Source organism: Demequina sp. B12 (genome assembly GCF_028823635.1).
Taxonomy (GTDB): domain Bacteria; phylum Actinomycetota; class Actinomycetes; order Actinomycetales; family Demequinaceae; genus Demequina.
Window position 1 is genome coordinate 793,401 of record NZ_JAPEHU010000001.1, and the last position, 15,906, is coordinate 809,306.

Below are 15,906 nucleotides of genomic sequence, written 5' to 3' on the forward strand. Positions count from 1 at the left end.
TCTACATCGGGAAAGTGCGAACCGGACAATTGAATGCGCCGATGTATGAAATATCGGACTACCAGCGGAAAAGTTTGACTGTGGCTCTTGTCACACGGTGTGTTGCGGGACTAACGTCCCGATTGGCCTTGCGGGGGATCTGCGGGCCAGCCGAGGGGAGAACACCATGAAACTGACACGCCTGCGCGCGTCAGCGGCTGCAGCCTGCGCCGCGACCGTGCTCACGATTGGAGTCGGGACACCGGCTCTCGCACATGACACCGCTGATACGGCTGATCCTGCGCAGATCGCCACTGCGGCTCAAGCCGCGGCCGATGCCGCCAACCAAGCTTTCATTGACGCGGACTGGGACACCGTGCGCGTTGAACTCGATACCTTCTCCGCGCTCTTGAGCCAGCTCAAGGGCATCAAGGGGGACCGGACGGCGGCGTTGGACGAGGCGCGCACGGTGCTGGCCGATGCGGTGAACGCGCTGAATCTGGCCCGTACGGAGTTCAACGCAAAGAAGTCCGCACGTGATGATGCTCGTGCCGCGCTGACAACTGTCCAGGACCAGATCGCCGCTGTTGCGGCTGACATCGCCGCAGGCGAGAGTGACCTGGCCGACCTTCAGCTGGCGTTGCCCGGCCTTCAGCAGGCGGTATCCGATCTGGAGGCTGCCCTTGCGGCAGCGTTGCTCGTGGAAGCCGATGCCCAAGGTGCCTACGACTCGGCGCTCGCGACGTTCAATGGCCCCGTTCCGACTGGAGACGGAGTGGGCGCACTGCTCACTTCGCTCGGGATCTCAGCTCCGGCGTACTCGGAGGTGGAGGGGCAGCGCGATGCGGCCCAGGCAGAGGCGGAGACCACCTCGGCGACCGCGTCGGCGCTGCGCACCGTTGCGAATGACGCTGATGAGACCGCAGATGGACTCGAGTGGGACGCGTTCACGTTCCCTGCCTTGGAGCGCTTCTACTGGTGTGGCGGTTTTTGCACCACGGATGCTTACCAAGCTGCACTGGACGCAGCATCCGAGGCACGTGAACTGGCCGATGACGCGGACGATGCTGCCGACGAGGCAGAGGCCATTGCCGTGGGCGCGGCGTTGAGGTCCGGCTGGTGGGACAGCATCGCCTCGATCGTGGACGTCGATGCCGCCCGTGCCGACGTCGATACTGCCCTGGAGGAGCTGACCGCCGCGACTGCGGCCGTCGTACTCATCGGGGGCGTGGAGAAGGACGGTTCAGTCTCGGGCACGTTGTTCGATGCGCGGGCCGCGCTTGCGGCACACGAGTCAGACATTGCTGAGCTCGAGGATGAACTGGACGCACTGGACAAGGACGTGCGCGATCTCAAGGCCCAGTTGCCGGGCTTGCGGGACAGCTTGGCCCAGGCCAAGGCTGCGTTGGATGAGGCGCGGGGCGCTCTTGATGACGCTCGCGCTGACCGCGAGACAGCACAGGGCGGCGTGGATGCCGCGCGCGCCGCTGTGGACCAGGTGAAAGCGCTGCTCGATGGCCTGGGCGCGGCAGAGGGAGATGTTGCTGACCGCCGTGCCGACCTGGCTGACCTCGAGCAGGTATGGAGCGAGGTCGTGTGGTCTGCGGGGGACAACCCGGGCGTGGTCCGGCCGGGGGATGTGGTGTCGATCTCCTTCACCATTCCTGGTTCGACGTTGTTTGCCTTGCAGAATGCGCAGGTGACGGTCCTGTCTCCGGTGGGCTTGGAGGCCTCGTGTGACGTTCCAGAAGACGGCGTGGTGGCGGCCAACGCCACGGTCTCGTGCACGGTGTCGTATGAGGTCACGGAAGCCGATGTGGCCTCAGGCACAGTGACCTTGGCCGTGGAGCTGCGGGGCTTCATTCCTTTGGGCCCGGGCAACCCGCGCGCACGTGCGGCGACCATGACCTTGATCGAGGCAACGCACCACGTTCAGGTGGATGTGGAAGCACTGCCCGTGATCCCCGCCGTTGAGCCTGTCTCGGTACCAGCCGCGGCGCCCGCTGCGACCGCGGATGAGGACCCGACGCCGACGACGACCGCTGCGGCGCTTCCGGCCACCGGAAGTGACCTTGGCCTGATGACTCCGGCAGCGATCCTGATCGCAGCCGGCGCGGCGTTGCTGTTCGTGCGTCGCCGCATGGGGGTCTGACCTCTCGCACCGGAGCCCTCGCCGCGCCCACCCATATGCGCGGCGAGGGTTCCTCCATGCCCGGCCACAGCATCGGCGCTACAGGCCTACGCTGGGATGATGCGCATCGACCTCCATACCCACTCCGCGGTGTCTGACGGCACTGAATCACCTGCGGAGGTGATGCGCCAGGCTGCTCGTGCTGGCCTGGACGTGGTCGCGCTGTGCGATCACGACTCCACTGCGGGGTGGGAGGAAGCCCGCGCCGAGGCCACCTCGCTGGGCTTGACGTGGGTGCCGGGGATCGAGGTTTCGGCGCGTTTCCACGGGACTTCGGTTCACTTGCTCAGCTACTGGCATGACCCGGCCCATCCTGAAGTGGAGGCGATGGTCGCGAGGACCCGTGATGCGCGCGTGCACCGGGCGCAAGCCATCGTGGACCTGCTAGGTCAGGATTTCCCGGTGACGTGGGCCGATGTCGTGGAACAGGCAGGCGGTGCCGTGACAGTGGGACGGCCGCACATTGCCGATGCTTTGGTGGCACAGGGCATTGTTGAGGACAGGTCTGCGGCGTTTACGGAGATTCTGCGTCCAGGTTCGGCGTACTACGTGCCGCACTACGCACCGGAAGTCGTTGATGCGGTGACGACGATGCGTGCGGCCGGGGGAGTGACCGTCATTGCGCACCCGTATGCGGGGCGCGCGGGGGCTGAACTCCCGGACCGGGCCTTCACCCGCGCGGTGCGTGCAGGGCTGGCCGGCGTCGAGGTGGACCACCGTGACCACACTCACGAACAGAGGGGCCGGTTGCGTGGATTGGCGGACCGGCACGGGCTGATTGCTACCGGCAGTTCCGATTATCACGGGGCCGGGAAGCCCAATGAACTCGGAGAAAACCTCACCTCTGTGGAAGCGTTTACGTCACTTCAGGAAGCGCGCTAGGGTCGCGCTGGAACCCCGTCCATCTCTGCTGTAAGGAACATCATGATTGCTGCTTTCTCTGTCGCCCCGTCCGGCAACGGCCGTGCAGACGGTTCTGTTCACGACGCTGTGGCGCAGGCCGTGAAGGTGGTGCGCGCATCGGGCCTTCCCCACCGCACCTCGTCGATGTTCACGGAGATCGAAGGCGAGTGGGATGAGGTGTTCGACGTGATCAAGCGCGCGACGGAGGCTGTTCAGCCGTACGGCTCGCGAGTGTCGCTGGTCATCAAGGCGGACATCCGTCCCGGCTACACCGGGGAGTTGGACGGCAAGCTGGAGCGCCTGGAGCAGGCGATCAGCGAGGACTAGTCTGCGGCGCGCTGCGAGTGGTCCGCACCGATGTGTGCAGGACAGAAGCGGTCATCCACCGCACAGCCCTCGCAGATCACCAGTTGCTTCTTGCAGGACAGGTCGTCGCAGTTTTGTAGCCGGCTGCTGTCGTCGCCGCACACGGAACATTGGGAGATCACCGCGGCCTCGTCGGTGAAGGTCATCACTTCGCGTCCGTCAAACACCCGGAGCGCACCTTCCCATAGGCCGCGGTCCCCGAAGGCTTCGCCGTAACGGACGATGCCGCCGTCGAGTTGATAGACCTCGGTGAAGCCGCGGTTGATCATGAGGGCGCTGAGGACTTCACAGCGAATCCCACCCGTGCAGTAGGTGACGACGGGGGAGTCCTTCAAGTGGTCGTACTTGCCTGACTCCAGTTCGGAGACGAAGTCGCGCGTGGTTTCGACGTCGGGGACGACCGCGTCCTTGAACCGGCCGATTTCCGCTTCGATCGCATTGCGTCCGTCAAAGAACGTGACATCACGCTCGTCGACTAGGGCATGCAACTGCTCAGGACTGAGGTGTGTGCCGCCGCCGATGACGCCGTTGGCGTCTACTTTGAGTTCTCCCGGTGCGCCAAAGCTCACGAGCTCTTCGCGGACCTTGACGCTCAACCGGGGGAAGTCATTGCCGGTTCCCTGCGACCACTTCACGTCGAGCGGCTTGAACGGCGCATACTCTCGCGTTTTGCGCAGGTAGCGCTTCACGGCGGTGATCTCGCCGCCCACGGTGCCGTTCATCCCGTCCTTGGACAGAATGATGCGGCCCGTGAGCCCCAGCGACTCACACAGGTCTCGCTGCCACAACCTCACGGCCTCAGGGTCACTGAGGGGGGTGAAGATGTAGAACAGCAGAACCTTGTGCTCAGCCATGAGGGTTACTCCGATGCTTGTGCGCTGTTGCCCTGACCGCTGCCGCCCTGACCGCCGGAACGGCGACGACGACGGCGACGCTGACCGCCGGAGCGGCCTTCACCGGTGCTGGGCTTGTCCGAGTTCACGGTGCGCGCAGGAGCGTCATTCTTGCGGTCGCCACCGTCGCGACGTTCGCCGCCCTGACGCTGAGCGCCGGAGCCACGACGGTTGCGGCCCTGGCCGCCGTTGCCGCCGCGTCCACGTCCACCAGAGTTGCCGCGTCCACGGCCCTCACCGGAGCCACCGTGACCGCCACGTCCACCGGACGGCTTCTTGCCGGTTTCGCCTAGGTCTTCGAGCTTCTCGCCTTCGAGGCCTTCGAGGGTGCGCTGCTCCTTGGGCAGACGGCCCTTGGTGCCTTCGGGAATGTCGAGGTCGTCGAACAGGTGCGGCGAGGTCGAGTAGGTTTCCACCGGCTCGGGGTAGCCCAGGTCGAGTGCCTTGTCGATCAGCGACCAGCGGGGGATGTCGTCCCAGTCCACGAACGTGACGGCGGTACCGGTCTTACCGGCACGGCCCGTACGGCCGATGCGGTGGAGGTAGGTCTTTTCGTCTTCCGGGCACTGGTAGTTCACCACGTGGGTGACGTCTTCGACGTCGATTCCGCGTGCTGCGACGTCGGTGGCGACCAGGACGTCGATCTTGGAGTGGCGGAATGCGCGCAAAGCCTGTTCGCGTGCGCCCTGGCCAAGGTCGCCGTGGATGGCGCCAGCGGCGAATCCACGGTCGCGGAGCTCGTCCGAGACCTTTGCGGCGGTGCGCTTGGTCCGTGCGAACACCACGGTGCGGCCGCGGCCCTGAGCCTGCAGGAGACGAGCCAGCACCTCGATCTTGTCGAGCGCGTGGGCCCGGTAGACGACCTGCTTGATGGCCTTGACGGTGGCGCCGTCGTCGTCGGGGTCAGCGGCCCGAATGTGGGTGGGCTGGGTCATGTAACGACGTGCCAGCGACACGACTGCGCCCGGCATGGTGGCCGAGAACAGCATGGTGTGACGCGAGGCGGGGGTTGCGGCGAGGAGCTTCTCGACGTCAGGCAGGAAGCCCAGGTCCAGCATTTCGTCGGCCTCGTCCAACACCACGGTGCGGACGAAACGGAGGTCCAGGTGGCCCTGGTTCAGGAGGTCGATCATGCGGCCGGGGGTACCGACGACAACTTCGGCGCCGCGCTGCAGTGCTTCGATCTGGGGCTCGTAGGCACGGCCACCGTAGATCTGGACGATGCGCGTGGAACGCTTCTTCGAGGCAGTCTCGAGGTCGCCGGCCACCTGCACCGCGAGTTCGCGGGTCGGGGCAACGATGAGGGCCTGGGGCTTGCCGGGCTCGGGGAGGTCGTCGAATCCCTCTTCACCGGGTGAAACCGTGCGGTGAAGGGCGGGAACACCGAACCCCAGCGTCTTTCCGGTTCCGGTCTTGGCCTGGCCGATGATGTCGTGGCCGGACAGCGCTACCGGCAGCGTCATGGCCTGGATGGGGAACGGTGCGGTGATACCTGCGGAGGCGAGAGCCTCAACAATCAGGGGATTGACGTTGAAGTCGGCGAAGGTCTGGTCTGCTGTTTGCACACTGGCGTGCGTGTCTGTCATGGATGTCCTCTGGAGGATTCGCGGGACGCAACTCAAAGGTGGTGCGTCCTCAAATGGCGGGTAGCCGATCGCGAATCATCGAGGTCCTGCGGCCTTCGCTTTCTGCAGCGGTTCCGCGCTTCACATGACGACCGGTCAACCCCGGGTCATGGGCATTCTACCGTGCAGCGCGCGGGTGAGCCAGAGCCCGTGCGAAACCGGGCTCTGCGGAGTTACGCTCCGAAGCCGACGCGACGCTTACTTTCCTCGCCAATCTCGACATAGCCGAGTGAAGCGGAAGGCACCACGATGCGGCGACCCTTCGCGTCGGAAAGGTCGAGTGTTGCCCCAGCAATGGCATCGGCCACAGCCTTTGCGACCTCGTCACCCGTGAGGTTAGTCTCGATGACAATCTCACGTGCCACGTTCTGGACACCGATGCGAATCTCCACTGTCGCCTCCGAAGTTGCGTTTGCTGGTGGTGGTGTTGACTATCGTAGAGGGGTGAAAGCGCGAGAGAAGGGCCTGTTCGCGGGCAGGGGAATCCACCTGCCGAGTTTCAAGGCCATCGCTCTCACGGTGGTCCTGGCATTCCTGCTGGGCATCGGTGTGGGGTGGTTTACCGGGCAAGTTGGCTCGAACTTGGCGGCTCCTGAGGTCACGCCCAGCGCAACCCCCAGCCCCACAGAGACCGCCGAGGTCGAGGTGTCGTTGCCTCCCTTGGAGCCCATCGACCGCGAGCTCGACGACGACGCTGCGGCGGGCGTCGTGACACTGGACGTGCCGACCACCGGACAAGGGACGTACACCATCGTCACTACCGATGGTTCGCCCCAGAGTGACGCCCTCGCCACACGGTACGTGCGTGTCGAGTACGAAGACGGCCTCGTCATGGACGGCACCGCCCTGGGCGAGTACGTCATGGACATCCTCAATGATCCGCGTGGCTGGGGGGCTCGCGGGCGCTACGAGTACGTGCCCACCACCGGCGCAGCAGACATCCGCATCGTCGTGGCATCTCCATACACGGCCGCCGCGACGTGCCCCCACCCTCACGCGCCGGCCTCGGTGGGGTTGGACGAGACGGCGACCACTGCCGACCCTTCGCCCTCCGCCGACCCGTCCGCATCGACGGAACCCAGCGCATCGGCCTCTGCTGAGCCGAGCGCGTCCGCGGAACCATCCGCCGACGAGACCCCGGAGTCGAACTGCGCCGACCGCGGCGTCGTGATGATTAGTGCATACGACTGGACTGCCGGCCTTGACTCGTACGGCAAAGAGAGGGCCGATGCGCGGACCTACCTGGTCAACCACGGTGTGGGCCACGTCAGGGGAGAAGAAGACGGCACCTGCGCGTCGGGTGAGGCGCTGATCATGACTGACCAGACCGACCTGTCAGACGACTGTGACGTCAACCCCTGGCCCTACCCCGACGAGCCCGTCCCGTCTGCCTCGCCGAGCCCCACAGCGTCGGCGACGCGCGCCGAAGACGAGTGACCCCCACTCACTCGACATGTCGACGGCGCTCATGTCAGCGCTGCGTGGTGAAGTAGTCCCATGTCCGTTCGCCTCACCTCGCCGGAGCACGCTCCGGTAGCGCCCACTCTCGACTCGTCGCAGCAGGCCGTCATTGAGGGAGTGCTGGGGGGCGGCAACCATGTCGTCGTCGGTCCTGCTGGATCAGGTAAGACCGTGACGGTCGCTGCAATCGCGAAGGCGGCATCGGTCCACGGGATCGCGCCCGAGCGGCTCGTGGTGTTGGCACCCACCCGCGAGGCGGCTGCCGGACTCCGTGACGGGGTGTCGGCTGCGCTCGACCGTCCGTCCGGTGTGCCGGTCGTGCGCACCCCTGCGTCGGTCGCTCACGCCATCCTCTCCGCACGGGCGCGCGCCGCGGGAGAACCCGAACCCTCCCTCATCACGGGCGCAGACCAGGACGCACTGCTCCGCGAACTCCTCGATGGGCATCGTGCCGGCGCCGGACGCCAACCCCAATGGAACGGCGTGGTCCCGGACGATGCGACCGCCCTGCCCGGCTTCCGCCACGAGTTGCGCGACCTCCTGATGCGCGCCACCGAGGCTGGCCTCAGCCCCGACGACTTGCGCGACTGGGGACAGGTCACCGGGCGTCGCGAATGGGTAGCCGGTGCAGACGTCATGGACGACTACCTCGACAACGTGTTCCTCCGCAGCCTCCCCAGTGACCAAGGACTGAAGTACGACCCCGCAAGCGTCGCGCGCGAAGCAGCGGCGGCCCTGCGCACCTGGGACCCGGCCTGGGGGCCCGCCCCCAGCTGGGACCTCGCCATCGTCGACGACTATCACGACGCCACCGAAGCCGTCGTTGACCTGCTTCAGGCCATTGTCGAAGGCGGAGCGCGCATCGTTCTCGCTGGCAATGCCGACGAATCCGTCCAGGGATATCGCGGAGCAGTCCCCGGAGCCCTCGCAGCAGCGACACAGCCACCGCAGTCCCGCGGCAGCGGACAACGCAACTGGGGCTTCGACGCGACCCTGTGGAAACTTCACGGCAACCACCGTCAGACCACCGCGCTCGCGGGCGTCACCGACGCGCTCGTGCAACACATCGGCACCCAATCCGTCGGATCCGCACGCGTGGCGCCCCGCCCCGCGGCAGGCGCCGACGTATCGATCACTGTCGCGCCACACCGCTACGCCCAGTCGCGAACCATCGCCGCGGCACTCCGCCGGGCCCGCATCGGCACGTCTCAGGACCGGCTCCCGTGGTCCCGCATGGCCGTGATCGCACGGTCCAACACTCAACTGCGCGAGTTACGGGCCGACCTCCTGGGCGCAGACATTCCGTGTGACGCGCTCGGCGACGGCGTCGCACTCCATGAACATGGCGCTGTAGCCCCGCTGCTGCTCATGGCGCGCCGGGCCGCCGGGCTGGAACCGTGGACCGAGGAAGAAGTGGTCGACGTCCTGTCGTCGCGCGTCATCGGGCTTGACCCTGTAGGCGTGCGAAGAGTGCGACGCGCGCTCGTCAGAGAAGAACGCTCGTCAGGCGGCATGCGCAGCTCGGCAGAACTCCTGATCGAGGCCATGGGGCATCCCGAAAGGTGGGCCAGCCTCGACGGGCCCGAGGTGCGGGCAGCCGAGCGGGCGAGCACCGCAGTCGCCAACGCCCGCCACCTGATCGAAGCGGAACAGGCGTCACCACGGCGCGTGATCTGGGCGCTGTGGACCACCGTCGACGTCGTCGAGACGTGGCGGGAAGCCGCACTCGCAGGTTCAGCGCGGGACGATGCAGACCTTGACGCCGTCATTGCCTTGCTGCGTGAGGCGCAGAACTTCGAAGAACGCATGCCGTCGGGCCGCATGCGCCGCTTCATCGACCACCTCGAATCCCAGGACTTCGCCGCCGACAGCCTGGGGGCACGCGCGCAAGGAATAGACGCGGTCAGTTTCGTCACGCCCGCATCCGCCGCAGGCCGCGAATGGGACGTCGTGGTGCTGGCCGGGGTGGAAGAAGGCGTGTGGCCCAACCTCCGTCTTCGCGACTCCGTGCTCGGTGCGCAACATCTGGCCGAGATTGTGTCCGGCCGCGCGGCCCCGGAACTCCTCACCCCCGAACGGCGCACCCACATTGCTTCCAGCGCGCGACGTGCTGTCCTCGACGACGAAGCCCGGTCCTTCGCCGTCGGATTCTCACGGGCCCGCACCCGCGTGATCGTCACCAGCGTCCAAGACGATGAGACCCGGCCTTCCCGCTTTGTGGAATGGGTCGCCGCAGCCGCGAATGTTCCCATCGTCGAATCGGGAACGGTGCCGTACGTGGCCGACCTCAGACACGCCGTCGCATCGCTCCGCGGGCAGGGAGCCACCGCCGACCCTCCCGAACGCGACGGGTATGTCCAAGTACTTGCAGCGCTAGCCGACCGCGGTGTCAGCTGGGCGCATCCCCGCACCTGGCACGGCGTCGCCGACCCCTCCACCACCGACGGCTTCTACCCCGATGGGACTCCCGTGCGAGTCTCGCCCTCACGCGTCGAAGGAGTGGAACGTTGCGGGCTACGGTGGGCTCTCGAAACCGCTGGCGGTTCCGGAGCCGACACTCACAAGCAACAGTTGGGCACACTCATCCACGAGATCGCCCAAGACCTGCCCTCCGGGACTCACGAGGAACTGGCCGCCGAACTCGACGCGCGATGGTCCCAGATCGCGGGCACGGACACTCTTCCCGACAAGCAACTGCGCGCCAAAGCAGACGCAATGATTAGTCGCTTGGCGCACTATTTCATGACTCATCCCGTCGACAGCGTCGAACTCGAACAACGTTTTCGGGTGGAAATCGGGGACGCCGTCCTGTCCGGAAGCGCCGACCGTGTCGAACACGTCGACGGTGCCACCACGATCGTCGACCTCAAAACGGGCGACCCCGGACGCATGGGAGACGTGGCGACCCACGCACAACTGGCGATGTACCAGCTCGCGGCCGCCCATGGCGCATTCCGAGGCGTCGAGACTGCCAACGGTGCAGCGCTCGCCTTCGTAGGAGGGGCCAAGGTGACGTCCACCCGCACCTCCCAAGACCCCATCGACGTACAAGAACAACAAGCACGCCTCGAAGCAGTGGTGTCCACCATGCGCGCTTCCACCTTCCTGGCCGTGGAGAACGACATGTGTGACATGTGCCCTGTGCGGCGATCGTGCCCCGTGCAACCCCAGGGAAGACAGGTGAGCGAGTCATGAGCGACGAGGGCATCATTCTGGGACACTCACGGTCGGTCACGGATCTCAGCGCCATCGTGGATCCCACCACGACACCTACGCCAGAACAAGCCGCGATCATCGGCGCGGGACTCGAACCGACCCTGGTGGTGGCCGGCGCAGGCTCGGGGAAAACCGAGACGCTTTCAATGCGGATGGTCTACCTGCTGGACCACGCCGAAGAGCTCTTTGGGCGCCCCCTCAGCCCCGACGAAATCCTGTGCCTCACCTTCACCCGCAAGGCAGCGGCAGAGATCGCCCACCGGTCGACGTCGCGCATTGCGGCGGCGTTCGGCGAAGACCCGTCCCGACCACCCGTCTCAGTCGCGACGTACAACGGGTATGCCGCATCCTTGGTCGCAGAACACGGTCTGCGCCTTGGTGTCGATCCTGACTCCGCCACGTTGACGCAAGCTGCCCTCTGGCAGATCGCACACGACATCGTCTCCGGCTGGGTTGACCCTGTTCACAGTTCCGCAGCTGAAAGCACCCTCACCCAGGCGGTCGTGAGCCTCAGCGGACAGACGCGGGAGCATCTCACCACACCCCAAGCGGTGCGCCAGTGGGCCGAGCGGTTGCTCGCGGACTTTGCACAGATGCCGGCTAAGCCCGGCGCGCGCGCTTCAGCGGGAACTGCACTCGTGAACCGCAACGGCAACCCCACTGTGCATGCCAAGGACCTCAGGCACCTGCACACCCTCATCGACCTGTCATCGATGGTCGAAGAGTTTCAACGGCGCAAGCGCACCGGCGCGTTCCTCGACTTCTCCGACCAAGTTGCCTACGGCGTCGAACTTGCCCAAGTCGAGGCAGTTCAAGCCATTGAACGCAGCCGCTACCGCGTAGTGCTGCTGGACGAGTTCCAAGACACTTCGCCGGCTCAACTCCGCCTGTTCTCCACCATCTTTGGCGCGGACCACCCCGTGATGGCTGTGGGAGACCCCAACCAAGCCATCTATGGTTTCCGTGGCGCATCGGCCAGCGCTTTGTCCTCATTTGTCACCGAGTTCGGTGGCCCCGGTGCGGTGACCTCCCAATCGCTCTCCGTGTCGTGGCGCAACGAGGCCGCCGTCCTTGGCGTCGCCAACACCGTCGCCAGTGCGCTCCCGCACCATCCGCAAGTCTCCGTCGCGCCGCTCAAGTCCACCGGACAGTATCTGCAACGCGACGAGCCAGACCGGGCCTCCGCCGCAGTCGAGGCCGTGATGGCAGCGGACCTTGAGGACGAGGCCGCGCGGCTCGTGGCGTTCATCCAGGACCGGCGCGAAGAACTGCGTAAGCCCGGCCGCGAGGTTCCCAATGCTGCGGTGCTGTGCCGACGCCGAGTCCAGTTCGGCGCAATCATCGCGGCCATGGAGGCCGCGGGACTGGACTATGAGGTCGTGGGCCTGGGCGGCCTCATGGACACGCCCGAGGTTGCAGAACTGATCGCACTCCTGCAAGTGGTGCACGACCCCTCCCGAGGCGACTCCCTCATGCGCGTGCTCGCAGGGGAGAAGGTGATGCTGGGACCAGCCGACCTGATGGCGTTGAAGGACTGGGCACAACGAGACGCACAACGTGACGACGACGAGTCCGTCACGATTGTCGATGCGCTCGACGATCTGCCTCCCGCCGGATGGGTATCACCCGAGGGACGGCAGCTGACCGCGGAAGGGCGGCGTCGACTGAATGCGCTCCACACCGTCGTTCGATCGATCCGCGAACACAGCTACCTGTCGCTCACCGAACTGATCGTGTTCACCGAACGCGCGTGGGGCCTCGACATCGAAGCGGCTGTGGCCCGCCCCGACGGCCGTGCGGCCCGCAACGTTGACGCGTTCGTTGACGCCGCCCGAGGCTTCGCCGTGGGTGCAGAGCGTGCCACGCTCGGCGCATTCCTGGCCTGGCTCGACGCTGCCAGTTCCGAGGAACGCGGGCTCACCGCACCCGTAAAGGACCCCGAACCCGGCGCGGTGCAGATCCTGACCGCGCACGCATCGAAGGGTCTGGAATGGGACATCGTCGCGATCCCGGGTCTCACGGAAGGCACTCATGGGACGTCCAGGAGCCAGTTCCCTTCGGGTGCCGTGCCCAAGCTCGTCGACACCGATGACGGTCCAACGTTGGTGGTGAAGAGCAGCGCGTGGATGGGTGAGGCCGGTGCGTTGCCTTATGAGTTGCGACTCGACCGCGCGGACCTGCCGGTCTGGGACCTGGCTGATGTCGCTGACGGCGCGTCGCTCGGGGCCTCGATCACCGCGTTCAAGGAAGAAGCCGGGTTGCATGCCGTCGACGAGGAACGGCGGCTGTTCTATGTGGCGCTGACGCGGGCACGCTCGCATGTACTGCTGAGCGGTTCCTGGTGGACTACCGGCAAGTCCCTTGCGCGGCCGTCGTTGTTCCTGCGCGACTTGCTGGACGCGGGCTTGGTGACAACAGAGGGGTGGAGTCCCGAACCGGACGCCGATGCCGAGAAACCGGAGTCCGTTCCTGCGCAAGCATCGTGGCCGCCCGCACCCACTCCTGAGCAGGAGCGCAGGCGTCAGTTGGCGCGCGAAGTGGTTGACGCGCTGGAAACTCGCGGCCATCTTGCTGACCCTGCTGAGGGCACGTCCGCGCCCGAATCCCTGCACCCCGACTGGCCGCTCGCCGCAGAAGTCGAAGCCATGCTCGCCGAACGTGACGAGTACCTTGGCGCGAGCGCCTCAGTCGCGCTGCCCAGTCACCTCACCACGTCCGCTCTGGTGGCGTTGAGGCGAGACCGTGAAGCGTTCGCTCAGCAGCTGCGGCGGCCAGTGCCGCAGGAACCCACGGTTGCAGCAGAGATCGGCAACGCGTTGCATGCGTGGATCGAGGCCCATTACGGCCACACTGCGTTGCTCACCGCCGAAGACATCGAGGCGGGGGATGCCCCGCAACACTCGGAAGATGTGCGGCATTTGCGTGAGACCTTCGCGAGTTCGGAGTGGGCGCCGCGCGTGCCCAGCGACGTGGAAGTGCGTGTGGAACTCCCGCTCGAAGGAGTCACGGTCCGTTCCCGGATCGATGCGGTGTTCCCGCCAGGTCACGGCCTTGACCGCGTCACGGTGGTGGATTGGAAGTCAGGCAAGCCGCCACGGGACGCCCAAGAGAAAGCGGCACGTGAGGTGCAGCTCGCGTTGTACCGCCTGGCGTGGTCCGAATGGAAGCAAATCCCGCTTGAGGACGTCGACGCCGCGTTCTATTACGTGGGTGCAGACGTGACGGTGCGGCCCGAGCGGCTGTTGGACCGCGAAGAGATTGTCGCGCTGATCCGCGGTTAAGCCTCGTCGGTGTCGTCGAACAGCATGGTGGCGAGGTCCGCCAGCATGCCTTCGCCGTCCGCAATGACATCCGCGTTGTCGGTTCGGACGCCGTACATGAGCCATCGCAGCAGCGCGAGTTCTGACGCCAGGCGTGCACGGTCCAGCAGGTGCGCGTCGGGAGTTTCGCGCCGACGCATCTGGTAGGCCTCGACGACCGCATCGACAATGTCCTCGGGTGCGGATGCGACCAGCCATGCGAGGTCGTCGGCAGGGTCGGCGACGCGGGCGTCCATCCAGTCCACCACTCCACGCACCGTGTCGCCGGACACCATGATCTGGTGTTCGCCCAGGTCTCCGTGGACCACACAGGGTTCAAAGCGCCACCATGACACGTTCTCGAGTTGGCGCTCCCAACGGTCGGCGAGGCGTGGGGGGATCTTGCCGGTGTGAATACCGGCATCGAGTTCCGCGAGCCGGCGTTGGCGGTATTGCTCGGCGTCATAGGTGGGCAGCCCCTCGTCTTCGACGAGAGTGGGGGGAAGCTCGTGAATCTCAGCAAGCGCGCGGCCCAGGTTGGCGGCCAGTCCGGGACCAGGCTCCAGCCTTGCCATCATCAGTGGTGCTCCCGGGACTTCGGAGTACACGATTGCGCGACCATCGTCCGTTCCCGACATCGAGGCCGCGCCCTTGGGGCGGGGCACATCGAAGGAAATGAGGCCGGTGTCGTGTGCGCGTCCCAATGCCTTGAGGAGTCCGCGCTCGGCTTCCAGGGCGGCCCCGGCGGCGGCGCGGCGTGGTGCGCGGACGATCCACCGTTGCCCGGTGGAGTCTTTGACGACCACAACATCAAAGTCGGCATCTGAGTGGGGGCTGCGCAGCACGTCGTACACGTCGAGGCCGGGCACGGCAACCGACGCGAGCGCGGCTAGCGCTAGCGGAGAACGAGGCACCTGCTCACCGTAGAGCCATTTTCCGGGGCGCGCTATGACCCACGCCGTTGCACGGTCCAAGCGGCGTGAAGTGCCGTCGGTGGGGTCCATCGCTGGTCCGGGCCGGTGGGGCGGGTGCCGTACCGTGAGCGAGTGACTCGATTCCGTCCTCTCCATGGCCCGTTGTTGATTGATCGTGCTGCTCACCGGCGTGACGTTGTTGACTTGACGCAGTGCCCAGCGGTGCTGGTACACCGGGGGTCTGTGGCGGTTGCTGACGGGAGCCTGGCGATTGTGGAGCTGGGGGACTCCGTAGCGCCGGACTTGCGTGTGTATGCGGGTTCGTTCGACGGTCGGGACCTCGCGATGGTGGTTGTCGACACTGAAGCCGATGCGGAGCGGGTGGCCACCAACCATGGACTCACCTGGGTGACGTTGCGGGCGTTCCTGGCCGTGGCATCGGTCCGGGAAGAGGACGATGCGTGGACCGAGCTGGCGACCACGGCCGTGGCGCTGGCGCAATGGCATGCGAATCACCCGCGTTGCGCGGTGTGTGGCGACGGCACTGTTCCCGTGAAGGGTGGCTGGGTGCGGGCCTGCGAGTCGTGCGGCCGCGAGCATTACCCGCGCAGCGATCCGGCCATGATCGTGACCGTGGTGGACGATCAGGACAGGCTATTGCTCGCTCATGCGGCGCGCTGGTCGCAGCGACGTTTCTCCTTGTTGGCCGGGTATGTGGAGCCGGGGGAGAGCGTGGAGCAGGCCGTGCATCGTGAAGTGGAAGAGGAAGTCGGTGTTCGGGTCACGGACGTCGAGTACGTCGCCTCCCAGCCGTGGCCGTTTCCTGCGTCATTGATGATGGGCTTCCGCGCCCGAGCCGTGACCACGGAGTTGAGTCCTGACCTGGAGGAGATCACGGAGGCGCGGTGGATGTCGCGCCGGGATGTGGCCGATGCTGTTGCTGCGGGGGAGATGGTGCCGCCCCCGGTGGGGTCGATTGCGCGCACGATGCTGGAAGCGTGGTTCGGAGGCGACCTGGTCGTGGACGCGGGTTCCACCGACCATGTCAGTGACACCTGA

General features: G+C 66.2%; 11 protein-coding genes. 7 read left to right on the forward strand and 4 right to left on the reverse strand.

Annotated features, from left to right (window positions below):
* Positions 1-166: 166 nt before the first annotated feature.
* The 3 genes from ON058_RS03910 to ON058_RS03920 all read left to right on the forward strand — a co-directional run bounded on the left by ON058_RS03910 (position 167) and on the right by ON058_RS03920 (position 3,400).
* Positions 167-2,131 carry an LPXTG cell wall anchor domain-containing protein gene (locus ON058_RS03910; RefSeq protein WP_274667707.1) on the forward strand — a complete coding sequence of 655 codons (1,965 nt, stop codon included), beginning with the start codon at positions 167-169 and terminating at the stop codon, positions 2,129-2,131.
* Positions 2,132-2,230: 99 nt separating this feature from the next.
* A complete protein-coding gene (locus tag ON058_RS03915) occupies positions 2,231-3,052 on the forward strand; it encodes a PHP domain-containing protein (RefSeq protein ID WP_274667708.1) in 822 nt (273 codons plus the stop codon).
* 42 nt (positions 3,053-3,094) lie between these two features.
* Complete coding sequence (locus tag ON058_RS03920) at positions 3,095-3,400, forward strand: thiamine-binding protein (RefSeq protein WP_274667709.1); 306 nt, start codon at positions 3,095-3,097, stop codon at positions 3,398-3,400.
* Here ON058_RS03920 and ON058_RS03925 read toward each other — a convergent pair.
* The 3 genes from ON058_RS03925 to ON058_RS03935 form a co-directional block, all read right to left on the reverse strand.
* The gene (locus ON058_RS03925) at positions 3,397-4,293 is read right to left on the reverse strand and encodes a rhodanese-related sulfurtransferase (RefSeq protein WP_274667710.1); all 897 of its coding nucleotides are present in this window, start codon (positions 4,291-4,293) and stop codon (positions 3,397-3,399) included. The genes ON058_RS03920 and ON058_RS03925 overlap by 4 nt on opposite strands.
* Positions 4,294-4,298: 5 nt before the next feature.
* Positions 4,299-5,918, reverse strand: coding sequence for a DEAD/DEAH box helicase (locus tag ON058_RS03930; protein WP_274667711.1), 1,620 nt, complete (start codon positions 5,916-5,918; stop codon positions 4,299-4,301).
* A gap of 212 nt (positions 5,919-6,130) precedes the next feature.
* Positions 6,131-6,349, reverse strand: coding sequence for a DUF3107 domain-containing protein (locus ON058_RS03935; RefSeq protein ID WP_274667712.1), 219 nt, complete (start codon positions 6,347-6,349; stop codon positions 6,131-6,133).
* Between the two features lie 52 nt (positions 6,350-6,401).
* On the opposite strand from ON058_RS03935, the gene ON058_RS03940 reads away from it, so the two are divergent.
* The 3 genes from ON058_RS03940 to ON058_RS03950 are packed head-to-tail and all read left to right on the forward strand — an operon-like array spanning position 6,402 to position 13,915.
* Complete coding sequence (locus ON058_RS03940) at positions 6,402-7,394, forward strand: DUF3152 domain-containing protein (protein WP_274667713.1); 993 nt, start codon at positions 6,402-6,404, stop codon at positions 7,392-7,394.
* Positions 7,395-7,454: 60 nt separating this feature from the next.
* Positions 7,455-10,613: an ATP-dependent DNA helicase gene (locus ON058_RS03945; protein WP_274667714.1), complete on the forward strand. Its 3,159-nt coding sequence runs from the start codon at positions 7,455-7,457 to the stop codon at positions 10,611-10,613.
* Positions 10,610-13,915 carry an ATP-dependent DNA helicase gene (locus ON058_RS03950; RefSeq protein WP_274667715.1) on the forward strand — a complete coding sequence of 1,102 codons (3,306 nt, stop codon included), beginning with the start codon at positions 10,610-10,612 and terminating at the stop codon, positions 13,913-13,915. Before ON058_RS03945 ends, ON058_RS03950 begins: the two co-directional genes overlap by 4 nt.
* Here the strand turns inward: ON058_RS03950 and ON058_RS03955 are convergent.
* Positions 13,912-14,847, reverse strand: coding sequence for a phosphotransferase (locus ON058_RS03955; protein ID WP_274667716.1), 936 nt, complete (start codon positions 14,845-14,847; stop codon positions 13,912-13,914). The two genes, ON058_RS03950 and ON058_RS03955, sit on opposite strands and share 4 nt — an antisense overlap.
* Positions 14,848-14,979: 132 nt before the next feature.
* Between ON058_RS03955 and nudC the strand changes: the two genes are divergently transcribed.
* Entirely contained in the window at positions 14,980-15,906 is a 927-nt protein-coding gene (gene nudC / locus ON058_RS03960) for an NAD(+) diphosphatase (protein WP_274667717.1), read from the forward strand.

Bases quoted from the DNA above. Each gene is read 5' to 3' on its own strand.
- ON058_RS03910 (WP_274667707.1), top strand. From the start codon at position 167: ATGAAACTGACACGCCTGCGCGCGTCAGCGGCTGCAGCCTGCGCCGCG.
- ON058_RS03915 (WP_274667708.1), top strand. From the start codon at position 2,231: ATGCGCATCGACCTCCATACCCACTCCGCGGTGTCTGACGGCACTGAA.
- ON058_RS03920 (WP_274667709.1), top strand. From the start codon at position 3,095: ATGATTGCTGCTTTCTCTGTCGCCCCGTCCGGCAACGGCCGTGCAGAC.
- ON058_RS03925 (WP_274667710.1), bottom strand. From the start codon at position 4,293: ATGGCTGAGCACAAGGTTCTGCTGTTCTACATCTTCACCCCCCTCAGT.
- ON058_RS03930 (WP_274667711.1), bottom strand. From the start codon at position 5,918: ATGACAGACACGCACGCCAGTGTGCAAACAGCAGACCAGACCTTCGCC.
- ON058_RS03945 (WP_274667714.1), top strand. From the start codon at position 7,455: ATGTCCGTTCGCCTCACCTCGCCGGAGCACGCTCCGGTAGCGCCCACT.
- ON058_RS03950 (WP_274667715.1), top strand. From the start codon at position 10,610: ATGAGCGACGAGGGCATCATTCTGGGACACTCACGGTCGGTCACGGAT.